The sequence below is a fragment of the Flavonifractor sp. An100 genome (assembly GCF_002161175.1).
Lineage (GTDB): Bacteria > Bacillota > Clostridia > Oscillospirales > Oscillospiraceae > Lawsonibacter.
The window spans coordinates 63,969-88,164 of record NZ_NFMA01000012.1; the positions used below are offsets into that span (position 1 = coordinate 63,969).

Genomic DNA, 24,196 nt, shown 5'->3' on the forward strand with positions numbered 1-24,196 from the left:
CTCTTTGGGGTTGTAGATAATCCTTCCATGTTGCATAGTTTCACCCAGGTTTTACATATAGATGGTAGTGCTTTCCCCTATTATCCTATACACTATACACAAAAGGAGTGGATGTTTTATGATGCCCTGTCAAGCTACCTGTCCGTCCTACCAACCCGGCTGCCACAAGCTCTGTCTGCAATGGCAGGAGTTTCAGCGCCAACAGGCCATCCAGCGCCAGGCCAAAAAGCGCTACTTAAAATTCCACCTGGACAACTGTTCCCTGCTGTGCCACCAGCTGTACGCCTTACAGCCCAGATATCAGGCTCGCTAAAGCCCTGCCCGTTTCCCTCTTTCCGCTATCTTCCACAACCCACTATGCCACAAAACAGGGGCCCGGCTTGAGGAAAAGCCGGGCCCCTGTTTTATTTCTAATATGCAGTTATAAAAGGGCAGACAGCACACTGGCCTTGGTGACAATGCCCTTGAGCTGACCATCCTCATCCACCACCGCAATGGGATAGGGGGCCTCGGCGGCCACCGGCATAATGTCGGCCACCAGGGCGTCCATGGCGGTGGTCTGCACCTCCCGGCGCACCACCTGGGCAATGGCAAGCCCGTCCTTCTGGGCACGAATGGCGTCCTGAATGGTGAGGATCCCCACCAGGCACAGCCGGTCGTCCACCACGTACACCGTGGACAGGGCATTCTTCCGCATCTCCTGAATGGCCAGGGCCGGGCTTTCCGACAGCCGCACCAGGCTGGAGGGGGTGATCATGATGTTGCGCACGGTGGTGACCTTGGACTTGTCGGCGCTGCCGGTAAAGTCCCGGACATAGTCGTCGGCGGGGTTGGCGCTCATGCCCTCAGGAGTGTCCACCTGGACCACCTTGCCGTCCCGCATAATAGCTACCATGTCCCCCAGCTTAAAGGCCTCGTCCATGTCGTGGGTGATGAACACCACCGTCTTTTGCAGCTTGCGCTGGATCTGGAGCAGTTCAAACTGCATATCCCGCCGCACCAGGGGGTCCAGGGCGGAGAAGGGCTCATCCATGAGGAGGACCTCCGGGTCGTTGGCCAGGGCCCGGGCGATGCCCACCCGCTGGCGCATGCCGCCGGAGAGCTGGCCGCAGCTCTGGTGCTCCCAGCCCTCCAGACCCACCATGGAGATGACCTTTTTGGCCTTCTCCTCCCGCTCGGCCCGGGACATGCCCTTGACCTCCAGGCCGTAGGCCACATTGCCCAGCACGTCCCGGTGGCTCATCAGGCCGAAGGACTGGAAGACCATGGAGATCTTGTTGCGGCGGAACTCCAGCAGCTGCTTTTTGTCCATCTCCGCCAGATCCTGTCCCTCAAACAGCACCTTGCCGGAGGTGGGCTTGTTCAGCCGGTTGAAGCAACGGACAACGGTGGACTTTCCCGACCCGGACAGGCCGATGATCACGAAGATCTTCCCTCTGGGAATCTCCAGATTCACGTCCCACAGAGCCACGGTGACCCCGGTTTTCTTATAGACCTCGTCCTTGTTGGACCCCGCCTCCATCATTTTCGCCGCCTCGGCCTTGTTCATGCCGTAGAGCTTGGAGACGTGCTGTACGCTGAGAATCGTATCCTTTTGTTCGCTCATATCGTCTCCCCCTCTCTCACTGCTGCTTTCCGCCCGCCGTCACGTCGCGGGTCTCCCCCGCCTGAGCCTGGCCCTCCTTCTCCTTGGAGAACAAGCCCTGGGTGGTCCGGTCCAGAATGATGGCCAGGATGACCACCGAGGAGCCGGCAAAGAGGCCCCGGCCGATCTCCAGACGGTTGACGGCGTTGAGGATCTCCATGCCAAGGCCCCGGGCGCCGATCATGGAGCAGGTGACCACCATGGCCATGGCCATCATCAGGGTCTGGTTGACGCCGGTCATAATGGTGGGCAGGGCCTGGGGGATCTGGACCTTGAAGAGGGCCTGCCGCTTGGTGGAGCCGAAGGCCTTGGCGGCCTCCACCACCTCTTTGTCCACCTGGCGGATACCCAGGCTGGTCAGCCGGATCACCGGCACCACGGCGTAGATCACCGTGGCCAGCACCGCCGAGGGGTTGCCGATCCCAAAAAGGATCATGGCGGGGATCAGATAGACGAAGCTGGGCATAGTCTGCATGGTGTCCAGGATTGGCCGGACGATGCGGTTGGCCCGGTCGGAGCCGGAGAGCAGGATGCCCACCGGCAGGCCAATGACCAGGGAGATGATAAAGCTGGAAATGACAATGGACAGGGTCACCAGCATCATATCCCAGTAGCCCACGGCGCCGATCACGGCGAACAGGATGCCGTAGAGGACACCGGTACGCAGCCGCCGGCAGGACTTCCAGCCCATGAACACCACCAGCGCCACCAGCAGGGGCCAGGGAATGTGGCCCAGCAGAAAGCTGATGCCGCTGACCATGCCCTGAAGGCCGCCGCTGATGGCGGACAGGACCGGGTCGGCCCAGACGGCAAAGGCACGCACCGCGTTGTCGATCGCCGTGAAATTCGGTTTCAGTACCTCGGGAAATTCAAACAGCCATTCCATGAAAGACACCTCGGATCTTTGGGGTTATTCCACACAGGCGGCCCTTACAGGGCGGCCTTCATGGTCTCGGCCTGGTCGGCAGTGAGCCACTGGTCGATGAGCTCGGGGTGGGACTCGGTGAGCAGCCACAGGGCGGCCTGCTCATAGTCGGCGTTGTTGTCCTGCATGTAGGCCAGGGCCTCGCTGATGGTGGCCGAGGGCATGGAGAACTTGGACAAGAATTCACAGAACTCCGGGTTGGAGGCGGCAAAGTCGTTGCTCACCGCCACGGTGACCCGCACCGCCGGGCAGGCCCCGATGCCCTCCTGATACTGCTCGGGATCATAGGGATCGTCCTCCAGCAGCACGAAATCATATTTGCCCAGCAGCCAGGTGGGCTCCCAGTAGTAGGCCACGATGGGCTCCTGTCTGTCCCAGGCGGAGGTCATGGCGGCGCTGAGCACCGCGTCGGAGCCGGAGACGAAATAGTTATAGTACTCGTCCAGGCCGTAGGCGGCCACCTTCTTCTCCATGATCTCGGTGATCTCCCAGCCGGTGATCCCGCCGTAGATGATGCCCTTGGAGGAATCCTCGGGGTCGGGGAAGAGGTCGGGGTACTTGGCCAGGTCCTTTACCGTCTTCAGGTCGGGGTATTGATCGGCCAGATACCGGGGGATATAGAAGCCCTGGTAGTTGTCGTCAAAGTTGACCCCCAGTTCGGTAAACTTGCCGGCCTCCAGGTCGGTCTGGTAGGCGGGGATGTTGTCCGTCCACTCCTCCATATGTACATCAATGTCTCCCCCGATGAGGGCCTCGTGGAGGATGGGCGTGGAGCCGGGGGTCTCCTCCCAGGTGTAGCCAAAGACATGCTCGGCCACCAGCCCGGCCAGGGCGTTGTTCAGCTTGATGGAGTCCCACTGCACATCGGCAAAGGTGATGGAGGTCTTCTCCTTGGGGGCCGAACCCTCCGAACCCCCGCTCCCGCTGGAGGACGTATTGCTTCCTCCGCAGCCCGCCAGACCCAGCATCAGGGCAGCGGCCAGAAGGCCTGACAACAAAGCTCTCTTCTTCATAGTTCAATCCGTCCTTTCCCTTTTATGCGATTGACGCTCACGCGATCCGCGCAATTTTCTGACAACCTTATATTAACCTATAAGTTGTCACTTCGTCAAGTTACAGTTTTGTAAAAGTTTTGTCGAATAGGTAACAAAGCGCCCCAGATCTTCAACGATCCGGGGCGCTTTGTTGTGTATATCTTGCCCTGGGGAACTACTCCTCCTGAGGCATCTCACGGGGGCTGATCAATTGAGACACCTGATCTATTTGGGACAGTTCACAGGCCACCACCAGCACATCTCCCTGAGCCAGTTCTGTCTCCGGGCCGGGAGAAAGCTGTAGTTCGGATCCTTTTTGAATGGCTACTATGGTAGCACCGGTACGCTGCCGAAACCGGATAGCGCCAATGGTTTGCCCTGTCACCGCACAGTCCTTTTGAATGGGAAATTCATAGGTGCGAAACCGGTCGCTGGACCGAAAACGCTCCAGCAGATCCACAATCTGATCAGATATATGATTGATCTCGGCATTTAATGCATCTCTCTGAGCCACCATTTCCCGCAGTTTGATTTTCAGGGACAGCAGATCCAAATTGGCCTGATACTGTTCCACATACTCCTTCGCCCGCTTTTGGGACAGGACAGTGGACCCGCTGTTATTTTTGATGGATACAATTCCTAGATCGTTGAGGTGTCCCAGTGCCCGACGAATGGTCTCGGGGGACACCCCATATTGAGACCCCATCAGAGAACGGCCGGAAAACCGGTCCCCCTCCTTTAGATCGCCTGCCGCAATCTTGGATGCAACGTCAAACGCCACCTGATAGTAGATTGGCGGCCTGGCTGATTGTTTCATTGGTGCCCTCTCCCTCCCGGCTTCAAAAGCTGCAGCTCAACGTTGCCCCTGAAAAGCCGTTTTTCTATCTCACCCTCATAAATCTCTGGGGCAATCTCATTTCGTTACCACATTCTAACACAACTATCAAAAAATGCAACGCCGCATCTCTCCTGCCAACACCGCCTTACCGTTCCAGACCCCCATGGGACAAAAGCTGAAACTGACTCCGGTTGGTAGAAATCAGCCCTTCCCGGCACATTTTACTCAATTCATTGGACAGAGCACTACGCTCCACATTGAGGTAGTCCGCCAACTGCTGGCGGTCGAAGGGAATGGTAAAGCTGTGACTTTGGTTGGCTTTTGCCTGATCCGACAGATAGGCCATCAAACGCCCCCGGATCGACCTCGCCGAGGTATAGCTGATTTTCCGGGATAAAACTAGATTTTTTTGTGCCAGCACCTTCAGCAGATTTCCGATCAGTTTACTGTGACCGTCGCAGTTGTTTGGACAGGTGTGCAACACCTGGCTAATTTGAAGAAACAGTACCTTGGTGGGCTCCGCGGCCACGACATCCACCATCAGTGGTTCCCCGGAGCAGGCATAGGTCTCAGCAAAGAGTTCCCCCGGCCCCACCCGCGCCAATATGGTGGTGTGTCCCCATATGTCATCGTTTTGTATGAGTACACTTCCACACCGGACCAGCCCCAGCTCCGTTACCCGCTCTCCCCCTTGCAGGATTCGGGTCCCCTTTTCAAATTCTCGCTCTCTTGCCTTTAGGCACTTTAGCATCCCACCTAGTTCCTGAGGAGAGATTCCCTCAAACACAGTCGCTCCACTTTGCTGCGTCTTGTCCATCCCGCTTCTCCCTTTTCCCTATGTGTTCAGGTCTGACCGCCATCTATTATAAAGCGCCCCTTCTCCCCCTGCAAGCAAAACTCCTTCCACTACAAAGACGGCCGCGGCACATTCCTTTCTGCCGCGGCCATCCCTCTTTTAATTCAACATCCACACGCCCAGATTCAAATAGGCCGCAAAGGTCACCCAGAGCAAATAGGGGATTTGCAGCCACCGGGTCAACCTTGTGGAAGGACCGGATCATCCATACAATCAGCTCCCACAGTGCCAGCAGCCACCCAAACGCCAGCCCAAAGCGCCGAAGGGAAAAGAATAGGATACTCCAAAAAAAATTAAAGCCCAGTTGCACTAAAAACAGTACCAGGCTCTGCCTGCGGGCAGGAGAGTCGGGAGAGCGGTAAATGCGGGCCGCTCCAATGCCCATTAGCAGAAACAAGATTCCCCAAACGATGGGAAACACCAGCCCTGGCGGGGATAGTGGGGGCTTTCGAATGCTGCTGCCATATTCTTTGGTGTCCGCCCGGGTCAGCCAGCCCGCTAGCCCGCCCACCCCTTCAGCCAAAAGGATCCATGCCGCATATGGCTTCCATGCGCCTTGCTTCATTTCTCATCACCCGTTATTAGCATATGTACCACGCCGGGAACTATGCAAAAAAGAGGCCAAAACCGCCCTCTTTCTCTTTCAACGCATGCAGTTTAACAGGAAACAGCCGCTGCTAAAAACAGCGGCTGTTTCCCTAAATGAGATGCGTGCCTTCCACGCTCTTTCCCAAATATGGACTTGTTTTGCTCCCTTTGCGAGAAATACTGGAAAATTAGGCCTTGACCTTCCGCTTGGCCACCTGCTTCCGGATCGTCATAGCCACGGAGAGCACCGCAATGACCAGGAAAATCAGAGAGATGGGACGGGTGATGAAGATGGACCATTCGCCGCCTGTCTGCATCAGGGCCTGACGCATATTTTCTTCGGTCATAGAACCCAGAATGAAGCCGATGATCATGGGAGTTGCAGGCACCTTCAGTACCTTGAACAGAAGACCAATCAGGCCAAAGATAGCCACGCACCACACATCGAAAATGCTAAAGTTGGAGCAGTAGGCGCCAATCACACAGCAGACCATGACGATGGGTAGCAGAATATACTTGGGGATATCCAGCATTTTTACAAAGAACCGCAGGCCGGCCCGCTCACAGACGATCATAAACACATTGGCCACCAGCAGCGCGATAAAGATGCCATAGATGTATTGACCACTCTTCTGGAAGACCAGAGGACCGGGAGAGATGCCGTGGATGGTCAGGCCGCCCAGGAAGACAGCGGTGGCCACGTTACCGGGAATGCCCATGGTGATCAGCGGGATCAGAGAGCCGCCGATTACGGCGTTGTTGGAGGTCTCGGAGGCAATCACGCCGTCAATGATGCCGGTTCCGAACTTCTCCGGATACTTGGACGTACTCTTGGCTGTTGTATAGGACAGCAGGCTGGCGGTGGAACCGCCGATGCCGGGCAGGATGCCGATGCCTAGGCCCACCAGAGCAGACTGGATGATGTTGCGCCAATGGGAGAGGTATTCCTTGACGCCGATGCCGTAGCCTTTGAGGTTGTACTGATACTTTGTTCCGGTTCCTAAAATATTCTTGCGGCCAAAGCCGGTCATAATAATATCAGTGACTGCATATAGGCCGATGAGGATGACCACAGAGTCAAATCCGCCATACAGCTGGGATTGACCAAAGGCAAAGCGGATGGCACCGTCCACGGGGGCAATACCCACCAGAGAGAGGGCGATGCCGAACAAGCCAGCCAGAATGCCGTTAATTAGAGAATTGCCGGACAGGCTGGAGATAATAGTCAGGGCAAACACGGCAATGGAAAAATACTCGGCAGCCGTGAAAGCCAGTGTAACCTTGGCCAGATAGGGGGAAATAAACATCAGGGCAAAAATGCTGATCAGGCCGCCGACAAAGGAGGTCAGGATGCCCACACCCAGGGCTTCTCCCGCCTTGCCCTTGTCCGCCATGGGGCCGCCGTCAAAAACGGTGGCAATGGAGGAGGCCGTACCGGGAATTTTTAGCAGGATGGCGGAAATCAGGCCGCCAGAGATGCCGCCCAGATACAAGCCAATCAACAAGGAGATACCGTTCATGGGCTCCATGCCAAAGGACATGGGCAAAAACAGAATCATAGCCATGGTGGAGGACAGACCGGGCACGGCTCCAAAAATGATACCGATGACCACGCCGAAGAGGATCAAGCCCAGACACACCGGATTCAGGAGCACCATTTGGATTGCTTCATTTACCATATCGTCCGCACCTCCTTAAAATCCGAACAGGCCCTTGGGAAGGGGAGTATTAATCGCATACACAAACAAGGTATAAATGATAAACGGCGTTGCAACAGACAGGATTCCCAGTAAAGGAAGATTCCGCTTCTCTTTGGGCGTGAGAACCAACATTTCCAGGAACAAAAACACTATGGTATCCAGAATAAAGCCCACCGGCTGAAATGCCAGTACATAGATGCACAGCAGAAGAATAATATAAGCACACCATTTTTCGACTTTCCTTTGAATCTTAACATAAAAAAGCCGCTGTTTTTTCAAAACAGCGGCTTTTGTTCTCCAGATGGAAGACTGTGGGCAGCAAAATACATACTCGCGGACCTTCTATTTATTTCCCCGCAGGGCGGATGCTGCACTGGAACGGAGCAAGAGACATCCCTCTATACTCCACCTGGCAGGGGTTGTGATTGATGACCATACAGATCCGATCTTCTCCCTCGCCCCGGCAGACCACTTCCACCCCAGGTGCCGACTTCTCCGTATCAAGATGCTGCTCCGCCCCAATCTGTTCCAGGACGGTTGTCAGCACCCCTTCCTCCAGCCCACAGCCCAGGTAATACACAAAACCATTTTTCTGCTTCTTCCGGGTGACGGCGGCAAAGTCCCCGTAAAACGCATCGCCGTAGCGCATCAGCACCTCTGCGTCCGTTACCTGTAGCATATCCCGGAAAATGCCGCCCTGGCCCTGCACCCCGGCAAGGCCCCCCGCACCAACCAGGGGAAATTCCTGTCCCTGCTGAAGGCTCTCTGTCTCCGCCACACAGACTCCGGCGAAGTCATCCAAATCCACCGGGATCTTCTTCCCCAGCACCAGGTTGTTGTTGCTGTCCTTGACAAAATCCCGGTAGGTCAGCACCACAGTCCCGCCGTTTTCTGCAAATTTCCGGAGCTTAGCCTGAACTTCCGGCTTAGCAATGATCATCTGGGGCAGGATCAGCACCCGGTAACCTGAGAAATCGCTGTCCGCCGGGATCACGTCCACCGGAATGTTGCGCTCATAAAAGAACTTGTGATACTTCTTCATCTCCCCTTCGCAGTCCAGCAGCACGCTCTGCCGTTGAATCCGGAAGGCGGCCAGAGAGTCATAGTCATACACAATGGCCGCCTGGCTGACGATGGGGGTTTTCAGCTGAGAGGCATAATTCTTGATGTCCTGGAAAAAGCTCTGTACCTCATAGAATTTTCTGCGTTTGACGTTGTCCGCATCCAACACGCCGTAGCAAAATTGCTCCGCGCCCTTGGTGGCCCCCCGGTATCGGAAGAAGAACATGGACTCACAGCCCCGGGCCATGCCCTGGTAAGCCCACATTTTAGCTTGGTTGGGCCGGGGAGAAAAGCCGGTAATATCATGTCCCTGAGCCCCCATAATGGCCTCCGTGATCCAGAAGTTCTGCCGTTTTAAGCCCCGGATGTAGTCTAGGCCAAAGGCGATCTCATGGGGCGGAAGGGGCTCCCGCTGTCCGCCCCAGACGGGATAGTTGTTGTAGGCGGCAAAGGCCAGACATTTGGACACTTGGGAATAGTCCACGTGCTTGCCCAGTCCCCCGCCGGGAAAATCGTGCATCACCACCGCGCCGGGAATGATCTCCTTGATGAGATCACTCTGAAAGGCGGTAAAGCGCACGATACTCTCGCTGCGGAAGCGCTCCCAATCCAGCCGGAGGGCGGGGTTGTGGGTGGTGATCGTCCGGGCGGGCAGCGGGATCTCATCAAATTCGTTGTACTCCTGGGACCAGAAGGTGGTCCCGTAGGTCTCGTTGAGCGCCTGGATATCCCCGTGGAACTTTTCTCTCAAATAGTTCTGAAACCCTTCTCTGCACTGGGAGCAGTAGCAGATGTCACTGTCCTCATGGCCAAATTCATTGTCAATCTGCCATGCCACGATGGCTGGTTCATTCTTGTAATGCTCCGCCAGGGCTCGGATGATGCGCTGGGAATAGGTGTACATCTCCTTGCTGTTGAAGCAATACACATGCCGTCCACCGAAGACACGCTTGCTCCCGTCTTCAAACTCCGACAAAATGGAGAGATGCTTTTTGGCCAGCCAGGCGGGAATGGTAGCCGTGGGGGTGCCCATGACGATGGACAGCCCCCGGGCCTTGGCCCGCTTAATCACATGGTCATAGAAGGAAAAGTCAAATTTCCCCTCTTCCTTTTCCATCCGGTGCCAGCCAAATTCCGCAATCCGAATGGCATTGCACCCCAGCTCACAAATATTGTCCAGGTCCTCCTCCAGCAGGTCGGAGGGCCACTGCTCGGGATAGTAGTCTACGCCAAGAAACATCAATTGTTCACCTTATTCTTCTCTTTCAGTTTTCTGGTAATGTCCTCCATGGCTTTGCTATCCAACTTGTAGCCCTTTACATAGATGACGAAGGCCAGTACGGTAACGATGGAGGGGATAACGCCCATAAGGATCCGCATACCCATGATGGTCTCTGGGGTCTGGGGCACGTTCTCCACGTAGCCAAAGATGGTCAGGCCCACGCCGATGAGCCAGCCGGCCACGGCGGAAGCAGTCTTCACCAGCAAGGTCTGGAAAGAGGCCACAATGCTCTCATTCCGAGTGCCTAGCTTCACCTCGCCGTAGTCGATCACGTCGGCTAGCATCACGGTGGTAGCGCCCAGAGTCAAGCCGGACCCGAACTTATAGAACAGGCCGCACACGATAATCAGAGGAATATTAGAGGGGGCCACCACACCAAAGACCAACAGGGCAATCAGGCCCACCGCAGGGGTAAAGCTGGCGATGGCAAATACCTTCTTCTTGTTCATGAAGCGGGAGAAGATGGGGAAGATAAATAAAGCGCCCATCTCGGCCACGGAGGCGGCGGTAGTAAAGTAGGGGAAGAGGTTTTCGTCCCCGGTGACGTACTTGAAATAGTACATGGCCATACCACCGGCCAGCTGCACCAGCATATTATAAGCCAGCACCACGCCGATGTAAACCTTCAGCTGATCGTTAGCGGTGATAACATGGATCGCTTCCTTCAAAGAAATGCGGTCGGCCTTCTTGCCCTCGGCGGCCTCCAGGCTGCTGCGGTCCTTAACAAAGATAACGGTAATCAGAATGCTAGCAATAAATACCACACAGATGGACACAGCCAGAGAGGAATAACCCTTAGCTTCGTCCCCATCGCCCAGATAGTTTCTCAGTGCAATACCAAAGGCACCCATGAGCAGCCAGGCGGAGCTGGCAAAGATACGGGGAATGACGGACATGGACTCCCGCTCCTTCTGGGTGGAGGACAGGGAGGGTAGCATAGACCAATAGGGGATGTCCATGACGGTGTAGGTCATGCCCCAGAGAATATAGATAACAGAGTAATAGGCATACAGGCTGAAACCTTCCAGACCGGGGTTGCGGAACATGAAGATCATGATGACGGAATTGAGTAGGGTGCCGATCAGGATCCAGGGCCGGAATTTACCCCAACGGGTGCGGGTGTTATCCACCATGAAGCCCATCATGGGGTCATTGATGGCGTCCCACACCCGGGCCACCAGGAACAGGTTGCCCACGAAGAGCGGAGCCAGGCCCACCGTGTCGGTGAGGTAAATCATCAGGAACGTGGAAATCATGGCGTAGCACAGGTCCTTACCCAAGGCGCCTACGCCAAAGCATAATTTTCTCCCAGCGGATAATTTCATCTTGTTCTCCCTCCAGCAAAACGTATGAATTTAGTTTAATCTTCGCTTTCCTTGACAAACGGAATTATGACACTGGCATAATCGCCGCTCAGGCGTAGGTCCAACCCCCGGTTCATCAGGTAGCTTCCGCTCTTTGTCACTGGCCCCTCGGGGGTATTTAGTGTGTACCGTCCGTCTCCATCCAATCCCCGCAGACGAATGGTGGTACCCCGGTGCCCCACCTTGCTCTGGGGCAGGAACGCAAACAGTACGCCCCGGTCTTCCTTGCGGTACTCATACAGGAAATACTCATTGGCCGACGGATTTTCCAGGCGGTAGAAATCCCCCTCCTGGATAATAGGCCGGATCTCCTTATACTGGCGGATCATCTCTTTGGACAGCTCGATCTCCTCAGGGGTAAATTTCAGGATGTTGCAGCCCACGCCCAGAGTACCCATCATGGCGCTATGATACCGGAACTTCAGAGGGATCACCCGCCCAGACAGGAAGTTGGGACAATCGGTGACCCAGGCCCGCATGGCCTTGATGGGGTAGATGCGGGAATAGGCATCCTGGATATACAGCCGGTCATAGGCGTCCGTGTTATCGCTGGTCCAAAAATCATCAAAGATGCCCAGGATCCCGTAATCAATCCGTCCGCCCCCAGAGGCGCAGGCCTCAAAGAGAACATTGGGATGCTTTTCCTTCAGTTCCTTGACAATATCGTAGACGGTCTGGATATGCTTGTACCAGATGTCTCTCTGGGGACCGGTCTGGGAAATGGGCCGGTTTGCATCCCACTTGATATAGTCGATATCATACCGAGTCAGAAGGTTGTCCAGCATGTTATAGATGAACTCCCGCACCTCCGGCTTGGTGACATTGAGGACATACTGTACCCGGGAGGTATCGCTGACTCTGGTCTCGTAGTGATAGATCCAGTCCGGGTGTTGCTGGTAAAGCTGAGCCTTGGGATTGACCATTTCCGGCTCCACCCAGATGCCGAACATCATACCCAGATCGTTTACCGCGCTGATGAGCTCCTCCAGTCCATTGGGGAACTTACCCTCATTGACGTACCAGTCCCCCAGCCCATTTTGGGTGCTATGGCGCTCTCCGAACCAGCCGTCGTCCAGCACAAACAGCTCCGCTCCCAGTTCCCCAGCCTGCTTGGCCAGCTTGATCTGATCCTGGCTGTTGACATGGAACTCCGTGGCCTCCCAGGAGTTGTACAGCACCGGGCGGCAGCCCTCCCGCAATAAATAGTTCCGGGCAAAGCGGTGTAGGTTGTGGGACATGGTCTCAAAGCCGCTGTCGGAATAGCCACAGAGGATGGAAGGGGCAGTAAAGCTCTCACCCGGTGCCAGCTCCAATAGGCAATCGTGGGAGTTCAGGCCCATCTGCACCAAAGTTTCCCCGTACTGGGTCTGTTCCACCACACCACTGAAGTTCCCGCTCAGCCTCAGCGCACCGAAGTAAACCTCCCCGCTGGTCTCGGTGGCGTCCCGGTCCAGGATAAAGTAGGGATTGTGGTTGTGGGTGGAGATTCCCCGGCGATTTTCAATGATAATTTTCCCGTAGTTCACCTTTTGTACGAATCGCTGCTGCTCCGCCCCCCAGTGCCCGTGGACATTGGAAAAGTTCAGTCCCTCGTAGGGGATGTGGAACTGTGCGCTGTGCAGCTTTTCAATCTGGATGGGGCTGTCCATCTGGTTTTTCAGCTCCACGCTGCGCTCCATCAGATCGTACTGCGGATACACCCGGTAGCGAAGGTCCATGAAAAACTCATAGTGATCGTCCCTTAGGTGGACAATCAGTTCCTCCCAGTCCTCTGCCTTCTCCACATCGTATCCACAGTACTGATACACCAGCTCTCGGGTCCCGTCTGCAAAGGTCGCCTTTAGACAATGCTCCTTATACCGCAGACCACCGTGTACCGGGAACTCCTCTTTGGTAATCTCAAACACGGGATCGTTGGTGGAGACCTCTGTGAGCTGGGGGATCTCCAGCTCCTCCACGGAATCGATCCGCTTTCCCCAGTATAGGTGTCGGATCAATCCCCGGTCATCTACGCCAAAGGCGTAGCTGGTGGATTTGGTGTTGAGCAGAAATACATCGTTTTTTGTGTTAACTGCAATGCTCATCTTCTTCCCCCCGCTTTTCTTTTGTACCATCTATATTGAAGATAACATTCAAGCCCCGGCTCGTCAACATTTTTACTAAAAGTTTTATCCATGAAACCTAATTTTCGTAAAACCTTAGCTAAAATAATTACTTGTTTTAATGAAAAATGCAGAAGAGAATCTCTTCTGCATTGTGCCCATTTTCATTTATCTTTTACACTGCCTCGTTCTTCCAGTTTACAGGAAATAATAATTTGCTTGGGATGGATCTTCTTTTGCCAAAGCAGTTCCATGCAAAGGGCCGCTGCGTCTGCGTTTTCCCGTAGGAAAACCTCCACAGACGAGAGCGGAGGCTGGGAGAGCTGAGATAAGCTGGTATTGTTAAAGGTGATAACCCCGATATCCTCGGGAATCCCAATTTGATATTCCCGCAGTGCTCTAAGTAGACCAGGCGCCACCACATCGCTGGCGGCAAAAATTGCTTCGGGAAGTTTTTTCCCGCTCTCCAAATATTCCTTCATGGCGGCATAGCTGCTCCTGGAATCCATTTCACAGTCAATGACCAGATCAGCATCATAACAGTTCCGGTCTAACAAGGAATTTTTGTAATAATAAAACCGGGGATCTACGGAAAGCTCCTTAGTCGCCCCGAAGGTATAGACCCCTCCCAAATAGGCCACTCGCTCATACCCGTGCTTCCAAAAGCAATCCAACACCTGTCGGACCGCCAAATGATAATTGGGGACGATGCTGCAATATTTTTCCTCGTCTGGAGAGGAGTCTAAAAACACGATGTTCTCTGTGTATTCCTGAAAATCAGCGATCTCTCCCTGGGTAAAACGGCCGATGGCTACGATCCCGTCCAAGGGCAGGTCATCGTTTTTCACAAAATGTCCCTGGGCATTGCGAAAAAGCATCACCGTGGACCACCGCTTCTCAAAGCAAATCTCGTCCAAAACATTCTTGAGCAGCATGTAGTAGATGTCCTCCAGCAGCTGCGGGGTCTCAAACATCTGAGCAATACCGATCCGTCTTTCTGCCGTTACTGGTTGGCTTTGTTGGTCCGTTTCTGCCGGACTCTGGACCGAGTTGTATCGCTGCTGAACGGTCCGATATCCAAGTTCCTTTGCCGTATCCAAAACCCGTTGTCTCGTCTCCTGCGTAACGCTGAGGGAGGGATCCTGATTCAAAACCCTGGATACCGTTGCAGACGATACTCCGGCCATGCTTGCAATTTCTTTTAACGTTGCCATTGCCATACTCCTAAAGTAAAATATGAAACATCGGTACTAATAATTTTACTGCATTTACCTCAATCACACAAGTAAAAAATAAAAGGCTTGCGCACAGTCCTCCGTCCGCACAGAGGCTCAGGCGCAGTTTCATATGGTAGATCAGAGTTGAACACGACATCTATGCTCTCTCAAAACGGAAAGATACGATCCTTTCGTTTGCTCTCTACTTGACGAAACGGCAAGGAAAGAGTATGCTAAATTATAATAGTGTCATACATATGAGGTAGGAAAATATTTGTATGAACATTACCATTCAAGTGGATACAACACATTTTGCAAAGGATAATAGTCAGGGGGGATCCATTATGGCGGAGCAGCCTGGATATTTGAAAAATTTGAAAAGCGAATCGGTTGTTCAGCGAGTGATTAACTGCCTGACAGACGGGATGGTTTCCGGCGAATTAAAGCCGGGAGATAAACTTCCCACGGAACCGGAGTTGGCCGCCTCCCTGGGGGTGGCTCGTACCTCCGTGCGGGAGGCTACCAAGATTCTGACTTATCTGGGCGTACTCGAGAGCCGCCGTGCAGAGGGGACCTTTGTCTCCAGCGGCTTTCAGGAGAGCATGATCGATCCCATGGTATATGGTATCATTCTGAATAAAGGAGAAGATTTTGATAGCCTTATGGAGTTGCGGGAGCTCACTGAGGTTGGGATTCTGCGCCTGGCCATCAAAAAGCAGCAACCTGAGGGGCTGGAGCTCATCCGGGACAAGCTGGCCGCCTTTGAGGAGGCGGTAGCGCGAGAGGATGAGGTGGAGGCTGCTTTCCAGGCGGACAACGATTTTCACGACGCAGTCTCCGCCCTGTGCCAGAACGCTTTGGTAGATAAGATTAACCGGGTGGTGAGGGTACTGACTTACGCTGTACGACGGGAGACAGTGGCCACAATGATCCAGACTGGGCGGGGACAGGAGCTGTTAGCAGCGCATTGGAAAATTTATGAAATTCTAAGTACCAGAAACATGGAGGGACTGGATGAGATCATTCACAACACCTATTTCCTCGATGTGACAAATAAATAAATTGCAACCTTCTAGCCGAGCTGCTCGTTCTTTCTTTTAAGAACGAGCAGCTTTTTGGTTATCTTATCTAAAATCAAGGTCTGAAATTCAACATTAAATAGAATATTCTGCAAGTGCCTTGACTTTTCTTTGCCAAGGTGATAATACATACTATGTCAGACAAATAACATAGTACAAATCGAAACAGGGGCAGACGGAAGATGGGCCCTCTTCCCCACCGCCCAAAAAATTTTGCAGGAGGGTGATTATGAGAAGGAATGGAATACGGTTTGCAGCAATCTCCTTGGCTCTGACTCTGCTTCTAGCTAGCTGCGGGAACACACAAGGAACTGCGCAGCGGGAAGAGGGCGAGTATCAGGTGATTGAGCTGACCATGGCAGTCAACGGCACCGATACCCAGATCGATGCCCGAGTGGCTGATTACTTTGCAGAGCTGGTGGAAGAGCGCTCCAGCGGTAACGTGACAGTAGCAGTGTTCCCCAATGATCAGTTGGCCGGGGGCAACGCCTCCCGTGGCATTGAGATGATCGCATCAGGCAGTGTGGACCTAGCGGCCTATGCCACCTGTACTTTAGCTGTGGTGGACAGTCAGCTTCCAGTGGCCACCATTCCCTGGATCTTTGATGATTATTCCCAGGCTCGTGAGGTTATCGATAGTACCGGCTGTGAATACTACGCCCAGCGGCTGGCCGCCAAGAATATGACCTATCTGGGCTCCTTCCACAACGGATTTCGCCAGCTGACCAACTCCAAACATGAGGTGACCTCCCCGAAGGACATGGAGAATTTGAAAATTCGAGTGCCGGGCAGTGTGGTGTACATGGGCTTTTTCCGGGCCCTGGGGGCCGATCCCACTTCCATGAACTGGAGCGAGGTGTTTACCGCCATCCAACAGGGAACCATTGATGGACAGGAAAACGGCGTGAGTATTACCTCCACCTCAAAGATGCAAGAGGTGCAGGACTATCTGACCATGTGGAATTACTCCTATGAAAATGATTTGTTCCTAGCTAACACCCAGGTTTGGGAAAACCTAGAAGATCAGACCAAAGAACTGCTCCAAGAGTGCGCCACCGAGGCCTGTAACTGGGGTCGGGATACCCTGGAGGCTGAGGAGCAGGAGATTTTGCAGGAGTTTGAAGCCGCCGGCATGACCATTACCTACCTCACCGACGAGGAACAGGCGGCCTTTGAAGAGGCAATCTCGGAGTTCAAAAACGAGATGATCGCGGAGTTCGGCCCGGAGGCCTGCCAGGCCTTTGGAATTGTAGCGTAAGGAGGGGGATCATATGAAATTACTAGACTGGATTGAAGAAATCCTGTGCGTGCTGTGTACTGCGGTGATGACCATCCTAGTCTTTGCCAACGTGCTCTCCCGCTATTTGTTGCACTACTCCTTATCCTTCTCCGATGAAATCACCACCTACTTGTTCATCTTGCTCAGCATGATGGGCACAGCTATTGCAGCTAAGCGGCGGGCCCATCTTGGGCTTTCCATTATTACCGATGCGGTGTCTCCCTCGATGAGGAAAACCCTGCTGGTGTTGGGATTTGCAATTGGCACTCTGTTCTCCGCTGCCCTGTTTTACTACGGTATCCTAATGGTTATCAACCAGTACAACCTGGGCATGGAAACCTCTGCTATGCAGTGGCCCGAGTGGATCTACGGAACCTTTATTCCCTTTGGCGCCTTCTTTGTTACCATTCGCTTTGCACAGGCTACTATCCAGGAGTGGAAGGCTCCTTTGGAATCCCATAGGGACCAGCTTGATCACAGAGAGGAGGCCCCCAGAACATGATCGCTGCCGTACTGTTTATCAGCTTTGCCGTACTCCTGCTCATCGGCACTCCCATCGCCATCTGCCTGGGCGTATCCAGCGTGGTTGCTATGCTCATCCAAGGTGCTGGGCGTCCCGTGGAAACCATTATGAGTAGTCTGCCCCAGCTATTCTCGGCATCCACCAGTAAGTTCGTTCTGCTGGCCATCCCCTTTTTTATTCTGGCCGGCAACATCATGGACAAGGCTCAGATTTCCAAAAAACTTATTCGTTTGGCGGAGACCTGTGTGGGCCATCTGAGAGGCGGCCTAGCTATCGTATGTGTCATCGTGGCCTGCTTTTTTGCAGCCATCTCCGGCTCTGGACCGGCTACCGTAGCCGCTCTGGGTCTGGTCCTGATTCCTGGCATGATCCGCTCCGGTTATAGTCCCTCCTTTTCCGCCGCACTTATGGGCTGCGCGGGAGCTATCGGCGTGATCATTCCTCCGTCCATCACCTTTGTGGTATACGGCTCCATCGCAGATACCTCCATCGGCGATTTGTTCAAGGCGGGCGTTATCCCCGGTCTCATCATGGGTGCGGCCCTTATTATTGCTGCGCTCATTATTGGCCGGAAGGTGAAGCTCAAGTCTCTGCCCAGAGCCACCGGTAAAGAGCGCTGGTTGGCCTTCAAGGACGCCTTTTGGGGCCTGCTGATGCCGGTCATAATTCTGGGTGGTATCTATGGCGGCATCTTCACTCCCACCGAGGCAGCCGCCGTCTCCGTGGTGTACGGCCTGTTTGTAGGCGTGTTCATTTATAAGACTGTACGCCTCAAAGAGATGTGGGCCATCGTTATCAACTCCGCTAGCACCACCGCCACTGTCATGTTCATTACCGCCGCGGCCAGTCTTTTTGCCTATGTGCTTACCCGGGCGCGTCTGGATGTGGCCATCAGCAGTGCCCTGGAGAGCGTGACTGGAGGTTCCACAATTATCTTCTTCCTTATCGTCAACATAATCCTGCTCATCGCAGGCTGCTTCCTGGATTCTACCTCCGCGCTGTACATCTTTACCCCGCTGTTTGTTCCAGTGGCCCAGGCCTTGGGTGTGGACCTCATCCACCTAGGTGTGGTGATGATTGTAAACTTGGCCATTGGCCTGTTCACTCCTCCTGTGGGCGTAAACCTGTATGTAGCCTGCGGCGTAGCAAATGTGAACTTGAAGCAGATTTCCAAAGCAGTGGTTCCTCTTCTGATTGCGGCCCTCATTGTGCTTCTAATCGTGACCTATGTTCCTGGCATCTCTACCCTGTTTACCTAATCGGAACTTGGAAGAAAGGTGAATGTTATGAAGGAAAATTTAAATATGGCTCAGCTGAAAAATACCTGCGTGGATCTGAAGAAAAATGTAATCTCCATGATTTACAAGGCTCAATCTGGTCACCCCGGTGGCTCCCTCTCTGTAGCTGAGTTTATTACCGCCTGCTACTTCAGCCAGATGGATTTGGATCCCAAGGATCCCCGCTGGGAGGATCGGGACCGATTCGTTCTGTCCAAAGGCCATGTGTGTCCCGCCCAGTATGCGGCCCTGGCTATGCGTGGCTTCTTCCCCATGGAGACCCTGGACACCCTGCGCAAAGAGGGCTCCATTCTCCAGGGCCACCCCGACATGAAAAAGTGCCCCGGCATCGATATCTCCACCGGTTCTCTGGGCCAGGGCCTGGCCTGCGGTGTCGGCATGGCCATTGCCGGTAAGATGAATTTGAAGAATTACCGGGTATTCGTGGCCCTGGGCGACGGCGAGTGCAATGAAGGTGAAATCTGGGAGGCCTGCCAGACTGCCTACAAGTATCAGTTGGACAATCTGATTGTCTTTGTGGACTACAACAACCTGCAGTTGGATGGCACCTGCGAGGAAATTATGCCCCCCATCGACTTGGCCGCGAAGTTCCGCGCCTTTGGATTTGATGTGTACGAGATCGACGGCAATAACATGGAGCAGATGGTGGCCGCCTTGGATTTGGCGGCGGTAACCAAAAATGGCAAGCCCAAGTGTATCTTCGGCCATACGGTGAAGGGCAAGGGCGTATCCTTTATGGAAAACCAGTGCGGCTGGCACGGCGTGGCCCCCAACGACGCAGAATACAAGCAGGCCATGGAAGAGCTGGACCGGCAGTATGTACAGTGCTGAAGGAGGAGACGAACATGAGCGAAATGATGAAGAAAGCCACCCGTGACGGGTTTGGAGAAGAAATCGTAGTCCTGGGCAAAGAGAATCCCGACATCTTGGTCGTGGATGTAGACATTGGCAAGTCGTGTAAAACCGGTGCCTTCCGCAAAGAGTTGCCCGAGCAGTACCTGAACGTGGGCATCGCTGAGCAAAATGCCGCTGGCGTAGCAGCTGGTCTGGCCACCTGCGGAAAGATTCCCTTCGTAGTTACTTACGCTGCCTTCGGTTCCATGCGGATGTGCGAAATGATCCGCCAGGAAATCTGCTATCCCCATCTCAATGTGAAGATTGCCTGCTCCCACGGCGGCGTTACCCCCGCCAATGACGGTGCCAGCCACCAGAGCATTGAGGATATGGGTATCCTGCGCTCCATCCCTAATATGACCGTCATTATGCCCGCCGACTACTGGGCTGCTCGAAAACTGGTACGGGCGGCCGCTGAGCTGAACGGTCCCGTCTACCTGCGCTTTACCCGAGATGCCATCCCTGTCCTTTACGATGAGAACGCCAAGTTTGAGATTGGCAAGGCCAATCAGCTCAGGGAAGGCAAAGACGTGGCTATCATCGCCAACGGTGACACAGTCCGTCTAGCCCTCCAGGCCGCTGAGATTCTAGCCCAGAAGGGTATCTCCGCCCGAGTGCTGGATATGCACACCATCAAACCTCTGGATACCGCCGCTGTGACTGACTGCATCAGTGAGATTGGAAAGATTATTACCGTAGAGGACCACAACATCCTCAACGGCCTAGGCAGCGCCGTGGCCGACGTGGTGGCCGAAAGTGGCAAGGCAGTGTTGCGCCGGGTAGGCATCCAGGATCAGTTTGGTATGTCCGCCCCCTACGACCGCCTGCTGGCCATGAACGGCATTACCGTAGAGCACATTGTGGAGCTGGCGGAGGAGCTGCAATAATTTTTTCGTTCTCTATGTCTAACAACTTATCACAGACAACAGCAGATTTATAATGGTAGAAAGGAAGTATATACATTATGTTAGATTTTAATGGACAGGTCGTTCTCATCACCGGTGCTGGTTCCCCCAAGGGCATCGGCCGTACCATCGCCCATACCTTTGCCCGTCAGGGAGCTCAGGTGGTTATCACCGATATCAACCAGGCCGGCCTGGACGCCAATGTGAAGGAGATGGAGGAGCAGGGCTGGAAGGCCTGCGGCATTGCGGGCAACATCTGTGACAAGGATTCGGTGGACTCTCTGGTAAAGACTGTGGTAGAAAAATTTGGCCGCATCGATGTGCTGGTGAACAATGCTGGCATTTCTCAGAAGGTCACTGTGGCTGACATGACTCTAGAGGATATCAAGCGCATCTTCAATGTCAACATGTTTGGCCTCTTCCTCATTACCCAGGCGGTATGCGAAGTGATGAAAAAACAGAAGTACGGTCGGATTGTCCACCTGAGCTCGGTCTCCGGCAAACGGGGCGGTGGTGTGTTCGGCGGAGCACACTACTCTGCCTCCAAGGCGGCCGTGCTGGGCTTCTCCAAGAACCTGGCCCGTGAGGTGTCTGAGTACGGCATCACCACCAACTGCGTGTGCCCCGGCCTGATCAACACCGAGATCTGGAAGTCCATGCCCCAGGAGCAGGCTGACGCCGTCATCGCCGGCATTCCCATGGGCCGCCCCGGCGAGACCCAGGAGGTAGCTAATGCGATCGTCTTTCTGGCTTCCAAGGAGGCTTCTTACATCACCGGCGAGGAAATCGACATCAACGGTGGTTCCCACATGGACTAAAGAATAAACTGCAATACCATTTATTTTCTCCTTTCTATTTATTCCTGTGCAAAAACGGACAGCCAAATTGGTTGTCCGTTTTTGCTTCAATAAGCACCATTGACTATGTTGCGAAATTTTAAATTGGGGAAGGATATCCGTGATGAAGAGATTATAATCCCCTAAAAGTTGTGTGCCGAACCGCATAAACATTAGGCATCTCCACTTCTATAAAAAGAACTGAAAACCCCTGGTAGCTAAAATGACTGATTAGAAAGGGGCAGCCTTTTGTTCGTTCAAAGTATGTCAAAATATATACCATCTGTCCCAAGCCTGTCCATGTTGTTCTCAGCATAGAATATGGGCCTTATCTTGATTCTCAGCCTATTTCGTGGTACATTTGAAATGAATTTCATTTTGACGTTCTATATTACGCATGTATTTCCTTATCTAAAAGAGCTCTGGGCCGATTATGGGGTGTGGCTTAACGGTACTTCGGACGAATACAGCCATCCTCTAAGCCTCAAACCGTATAGAATAGGAGATTATTTATGATTGCGAAGCGATCTGATCTGCTTTTATCCTCCAAAATTCAGGCAGTGCGAAACAGTTTAAGCAATAAAGAACGTAAAATTGCCGATTACATCCTGGCGAATCCAGAGTCTCTTGCCAGTTGCACTGCGGTACAATTGGCTGAAAAAAGCGGAACCAGTAGCGCAACAGTGGTGCGGTTCTGTAGAAGTTGTGGTTTTACTGGCCTTAATGAACTAAGACTATATTTTTCCAGAGAGGTTCTGACAGAATGCAGCCAACATACCGAAATTCAAACAAATGACTCAGTCTCCGTGGTGAAACAAAAGGTGAAGGCATATCACGAGACGGTCCTACGCAATGTTTTGTCTGCTTCTGACGAAAAATCCTATGAAGCTGCGGCCAATTCACTACTCCATGCCAATAAGGTCCTACTTAGCGGTGTCGGTGGATCTCAAGTGACCGCTGGTATGATGATGGACTCTTTTTTAAATCTGCGAATCCCCTGTCAATACTATTCAGACCCTGTCACAGCTACCTACATGGCAAACCTGTTGACGGCAGAAGATGTGTTTTTTTCCATCATGTATACCGGAAGTAACCGCATCCTGGTGGAAGATATGAAAGCCGCCCGCGCCAACGGCGCAACAGTCATTCTTCTGTACGGCGTACCTGGAAGCCCGGCAGAGAAGTATGCAGACATCAAACTGATGTCCAGCATTGTACCTAATGAACAGAAATCCACAGCCATCAGCGTACGAGTCGCGGAACAAATCATTATCGAAGTGCTTTATGCACTGATGGAACAGAAGGCCACTGAACAAGGCAGAACCGTTATTCAGGTCGACTCCTTCCTGAAGGCCCACCGATTGTCCGGGAACTGGCCTCTTCAGCAAAATTAATAAATTCCCCCTAGGCCATCTACACAAATGTAGGTGGTCTTTTTTGTAAAATGTAATATATTTTATTTTTTACTTTTAAATTTAATTGATAATTACATTTTTGCCTACTATGATTAGTTCGATTAAAAGAGAGAATTTGTCGGAGAAGTCATTTGTTTTGTCCCAAGGCGCTCCTAATAAACACCGCTTCTTAATTTGCGCGCTATGTGCTATTGGATCCAGGCACAATGGAAGTACTTTGTAATGAATACTCGCACTAAGAGGAAAAAGGAAGGATGAGTTTTATGGCAACCATGGAAGTGCATTTTTTCTCCGAAACGCTCAAACGAAATGTGACATTCAACGCGATCATTCCAGTCGATAAGCGTTCCATCGATGGAAACAAGGTCCGGGAACCCGATTCTCCCATGAAGACCCTATATCTGCTGCATGGCGTATACGGGGATTATACGGAGTGGCTAAACTTTACCCGCGTCGCACTTTGGGCACAGGACATGAATGTGGCCGTTATCATGCCCTCCGGGGAAAATAAATTCTATTGCGATATCGAAGATGCCAACGACAATTTCGGTAAATTTGTGGGCGAAGAGCTGGTGAGCTTTACCCGTAGTCTGTTCCACCTGTCCACCGCTCGGGAAGATACTTATGTAGCAGGCTTATCCATGGGTGGCTTGGGCGCGCTGCTTACCGGTTTGCGGTATCCAAACACGTTCGGTTACATTGGCGCTTTCTCCAGTGCGTTGATGTTAGACAATACCCCCGTAGATGACAAGGGAACTCAGCTGATCCACCGTGGAAGCACTGGAGAACCCATCTCCCGTGCGGAGTTCTACGAGAGCAGTGTGGGCAGCCTGGAGAATCTGGACCCCCGGAACGATATTTACAAGCTGGTGGACACTTGTGTTGCCGCCGGAAATACTCCAAAAATCTATCAGGCTGTGGGTACCAGCGACTTCCTGTTGTTGTGCAACCGTAAATTCAAGGATTACCTCGAAAGCAAGGGCGTGGCAGTTCAGTACGAAGAATCCGAAGGCGCCCATGAATGGAACTTCTGGGACCAAGCGCTGTAGCCAGATGGTTCTTTCCCGTCCCAACGCTCCCCATAAAAATCAGGTTCTCTTTTGGGGCAAGGAACTGGAGGTCGGTCATGTATTCCTGTGGCAAGCCGCCAGGAAGTTCAATGGCGGAGTTCCACACAAAATCATCCAGTGTCTTCATCACCCGGAAACCAGTCGTCTTTACCATGCGGTTAATCCGGTTGGTTTCTCGTTCCTGCAATTCCAGTGTCAAGAGATCGGTCACATACTGCTCGGTATTTTCGTAGGGGACGCTCCGCCAGCCTTTCGCCATGCCGCCCAGCTTCACTTGCCGCATG

At 53.2% G+C, this 24,196-nt stretch carries 22 protein-coding genes; 10 read left to right on the forward strand and 12 right to left on the reverse strand.

Annotated features, from left to right (window positions below):
- Positions 1 to 118 precede the first annotated feature (118 nt).
- Complete coding sequence (locus tag B5E43_RS08420; RefSeq protein WP_087395744.1) at positions 119 to 313, forward strand: hypothetical protein; 195 nt, start codon at positions 119 to 121, stop codon at positions 311 to 313.
- A 108-nt stretch (positions 314 to 421) separates the two neighbouring features.
- Here B5E43_RS08420 and B5E43_RS08425 read toward each other — a convergent pair whose 3' ends face one another.
- From B5E43_RS08425 to B5E43_RS08480, 11 genes are all read right to left on the reverse strand, one after another.
- Positions 422 to 1,606 carry a glycine betaine/L-proline ABC transporter ATP-binding protein gene (locus B5E43_RS08425; RefSeq protein ID WP_087395746.1) on the reverse strand — a complete coding sequence of 395 codons (1,185 nt, stop codon included), beginning with the start codon at positions 1,604 to 1,606 and terminating at the stop codon, positions 422 to 424.
- A gap of 16 nt (positions 1,607 to 1,622) precedes the next feature.
- Positions 1,623 to 2,531, reverse strand: coding sequence for an ABC transporter permease subunit (locus B5E43_RS15495; protein WP_087395748.1), 909 nt, complete (start codon positions 2,529 to 2,531; stop codon positions 1,623 to 1,625).
- Positions 2,532 to 2,575: 44 nt separating this feature from the next.
- Positions 2,576 to 3,583, reverse strand: coding sequence for an ABC transporter substrate-binding protein (locus tag B5E43_RS15500; protein ID WP_087395750.1), 1,008 nt, complete (start codon positions 3,581 to 3,583; stop codon positions 2,576 to 2,578).
- Positions 3,584 to 3,779: 196 nt separating this feature from the next.
- Positions 3,780 to 4,421: a TrkA C-terminal domain-containing protein gene (locus tag B5E43_RS08440; protein ID WP_087395752.1), complete on the reverse strand. Its 642-nt coding sequence runs from the start codon at positions 4,419 to 4,421 to the stop codon at positions 3,780 to 3,782.
- 166 nt (positions 4,422 to 4,587) lie between these two features.
- A complete protein-coding gene (locus B5E43_RS08445; protein WP_087395754.1) occupies positions 4,588 to 5,259 on the reverse strand; it encodes a Crp/Fnr family transcriptional regulator in 672 nt (223 codons plus the stop codon).
- Positions 5,260 to 5,305: 46 nt separating this feature from the next.
- Complete coding sequence (locus B5E43_RS08450) at positions 5,306 to 5,863, reverse strand: TspO/MBR family protein (RefSeq protein ID WP_343214289.1); 558 nt, start codon at positions 5,861 to 5,863, stop codon at positions 5,306 to 5,308.
- A 211-nt stretch (positions 5,864 to 6,074) separates the two neighbouring features.
- Positions 6,075 to 7,565, reverse strand: coding sequence for a tripartite tricarboxylate transporter permease (locus B5E43_RS08455; protein ID WP_087395756.1), 1,491 nt, complete (start codon positions 7,563 to 7,565; stop codon positions 6,075 to 6,077).
- A 367-nt stretch (positions 7,566 to 7,932) separates the two neighbouring features.
- The gene (locus B5E43_RS08465) at positions 7,933 to 9,888 is read right to left on the reverse strand and encodes a beta-galactosidase (protein WP_087395760.1); all 1,956 of its coding nucleotides are present in this window, start codon (positions 9,886 to 9,888) and stop codon (positions 7,933 to 7,935) included.
- Complete coding sequence (melB, locus tag B5E43_RS08470; RefSeq protein WP_087395762.1) at positions 9,888 to 11,255, reverse strand: melibiose:sodium transporter MelB; 1,368 nt, start codon at positions 11,253 to 11,255, stop codon at positions 9,888 to 9,890. The genes B5E43_RS08465 and melB overlap by 1 nt, the downstream gene beginning before the upstream one ends.
- A gap of 35 nt (positions 11,256 to 11,290) precedes the next feature.
- Positions 11,291 to 13,378: an alpha-galactosidase gene (locus tag B5E43_RS08475; RefSeq protein ID WP_087395764.1), complete on the reverse strand. Its 2,088-nt coding sequence runs from the start codon at positions 13,376 to 13,378 to the stop codon at positions 11,291 to 11,293.
- Between the two features lie 182 nt (positions 13,379 to 13,560).
- A complete protein-coding gene (locus B5E43_RS08480) occupies positions 13,561 to 14,370 on the reverse strand; it encodes a substrate-binding domain-containing protein (RefSeq protein ID WP_242964777.1) in 810 nt (269 codons plus the stop codon).
- Between the two features lie 587 nt (positions 14,371 to 14,957).
- On the opposite strand from B5E43_RS08480, the gene B5E43_RS08485 reads away from it, so the two are divergent.
- The 9 genes from B5E43_RS08485 to B5E43_RS08525 all read left to right on the forward strand — a co-directional run bounded on the left by B5E43_RS08485 (position 14,958) and on the right by B5E43_RS08525 (position 23,891).
- The gene (locus B5E43_RS08485) at positions 14,958 to 15,674 is read left to right on the forward strand and encodes a GntR family transcriptional regulator (protein ID WP_087395790.1); all 717 of its coding nucleotides are present in this window, start codon (positions 14,958 to 14,960) and stop codon (positions 15,672 to 15,674) included.
- A 247-nt stretch (positions 15,675 to 15,921) separates the two neighbouring features.
- Positions 15,922 to 16,950, forward strand: coding sequence for a DctP family TRAP transporter solute-binding subunit (locus B5E43_RS08490; protein ID WP_087395769.1), 1,029 nt, complete (start codon positions 15,922 to 15,924; stop codon positions 16,948 to 16,950).
- A 13-nt stretch (positions 16,951 to 16,963) separates the two neighbouring features.
- The gene (locus tag B5E43_RS08495; protein WP_087395771.1) at positions 16,964 to 17,473 is read left to right on the forward strand and encodes a TRAP transporter small permease; all 510 of its coding nucleotides are present in this window, start codon (positions 16,964 to 16,966) and stop codon (positions 17,471 to 17,473) included.
- Complete coding sequence (locus B5E43_RS08500; RefSeq protein WP_087395773.1) at positions 17,470 to 18,753, forward strand: TRAP transporter large permease; 1,284 nt, start codon at positions 17,470 to 17,472, stop codon at positions 18,751 to 18,753. Before B5E43_RS08495 ends, B5E43_RS08500 begins: the two co-directional genes overlap by 4 nt.
- Before the next feature lie 45 nt (positions 18,754 to 18,798).
- A complete protein-coding gene (locus B5E43_RS08505; RefSeq protein ID WP_242964775.1) occupies positions 18,799 to 19,623 on the forward strand; it encodes a transketolase in 825 nt (274 codons plus the stop codon).
- Positions 19,624 to 19,637: 14 nt separating this feature from the next.
- Positions 19,638 to 20,573, forward strand: coding sequence for a transketolase C-terminal domain-containing protein (locus B5E43_RS08510; RefSeq protein ID WP_087395777.1), 936 nt, complete (start codon positions 19,638 to 19,640; stop codon positions 20,571 to 20,573).
- 77 nt (positions 20,574 to 20,650) lie between these two features.
- Positions 20,651 to 21,409: an SDR family NAD(P)-dependent oxidoreductase gene (locus B5E43_RS08515; protein WP_087395780.1), complete on the forward strand. Its 759-nt coding sequence runs from the start codon at positions 20,651 to 20,653 to the stop codon at positions 21,407 to 21,409.
- Between the two features lie 530 nt (positions 21,410 to 21,939).
- Positions 21,940 to 22,821 carry a MurR/RpiR family transcriptional regulator gene (locus tag B5E43_RS08520; RefSeq protein WP_087395782.1) on the forward strand — a complete coding sequence of 294 codons (882 nt, stop codon included), beginning with the start codon at positions 21,940 to 21,942 and terminating at the stop codon, positions 22,819 to 22,821.
- A gap of 284 nt (positions 22,822 to 23,105) precedes the next feature.
- On the forward strand, positions 23,106 to 23,891 hold the full coding sequence (locus B5E43_RS08525) for an alpha/beta hydrolase-fold protein (protein WP_158099006.1): 786 nt from the start codon (positions 23,106 to 23,108) through the stop codon (positions 23,889 to 23,891).
- On the opposite strand, the gene B5E43_RS08530 is transcribed toward B5E43_RS08525, so the two are convergent.
- On the reverse strand, positions 23,800 to 24,195 hold the full coding sequence (locus tag B5E43_RS08530; RefSeq protein WP_343214290.1) for an ATP-binding protein: 396 nt from the start codon (positions 24,193 to 24,195) through the stop codon (positions 23,800 to 23,802). The genes B5E43_RS08525 and B5E43_RS08530 overlap by 92 nt on opposite strands.
- Position 24,196: the final 1 nt, after the last annotated feature.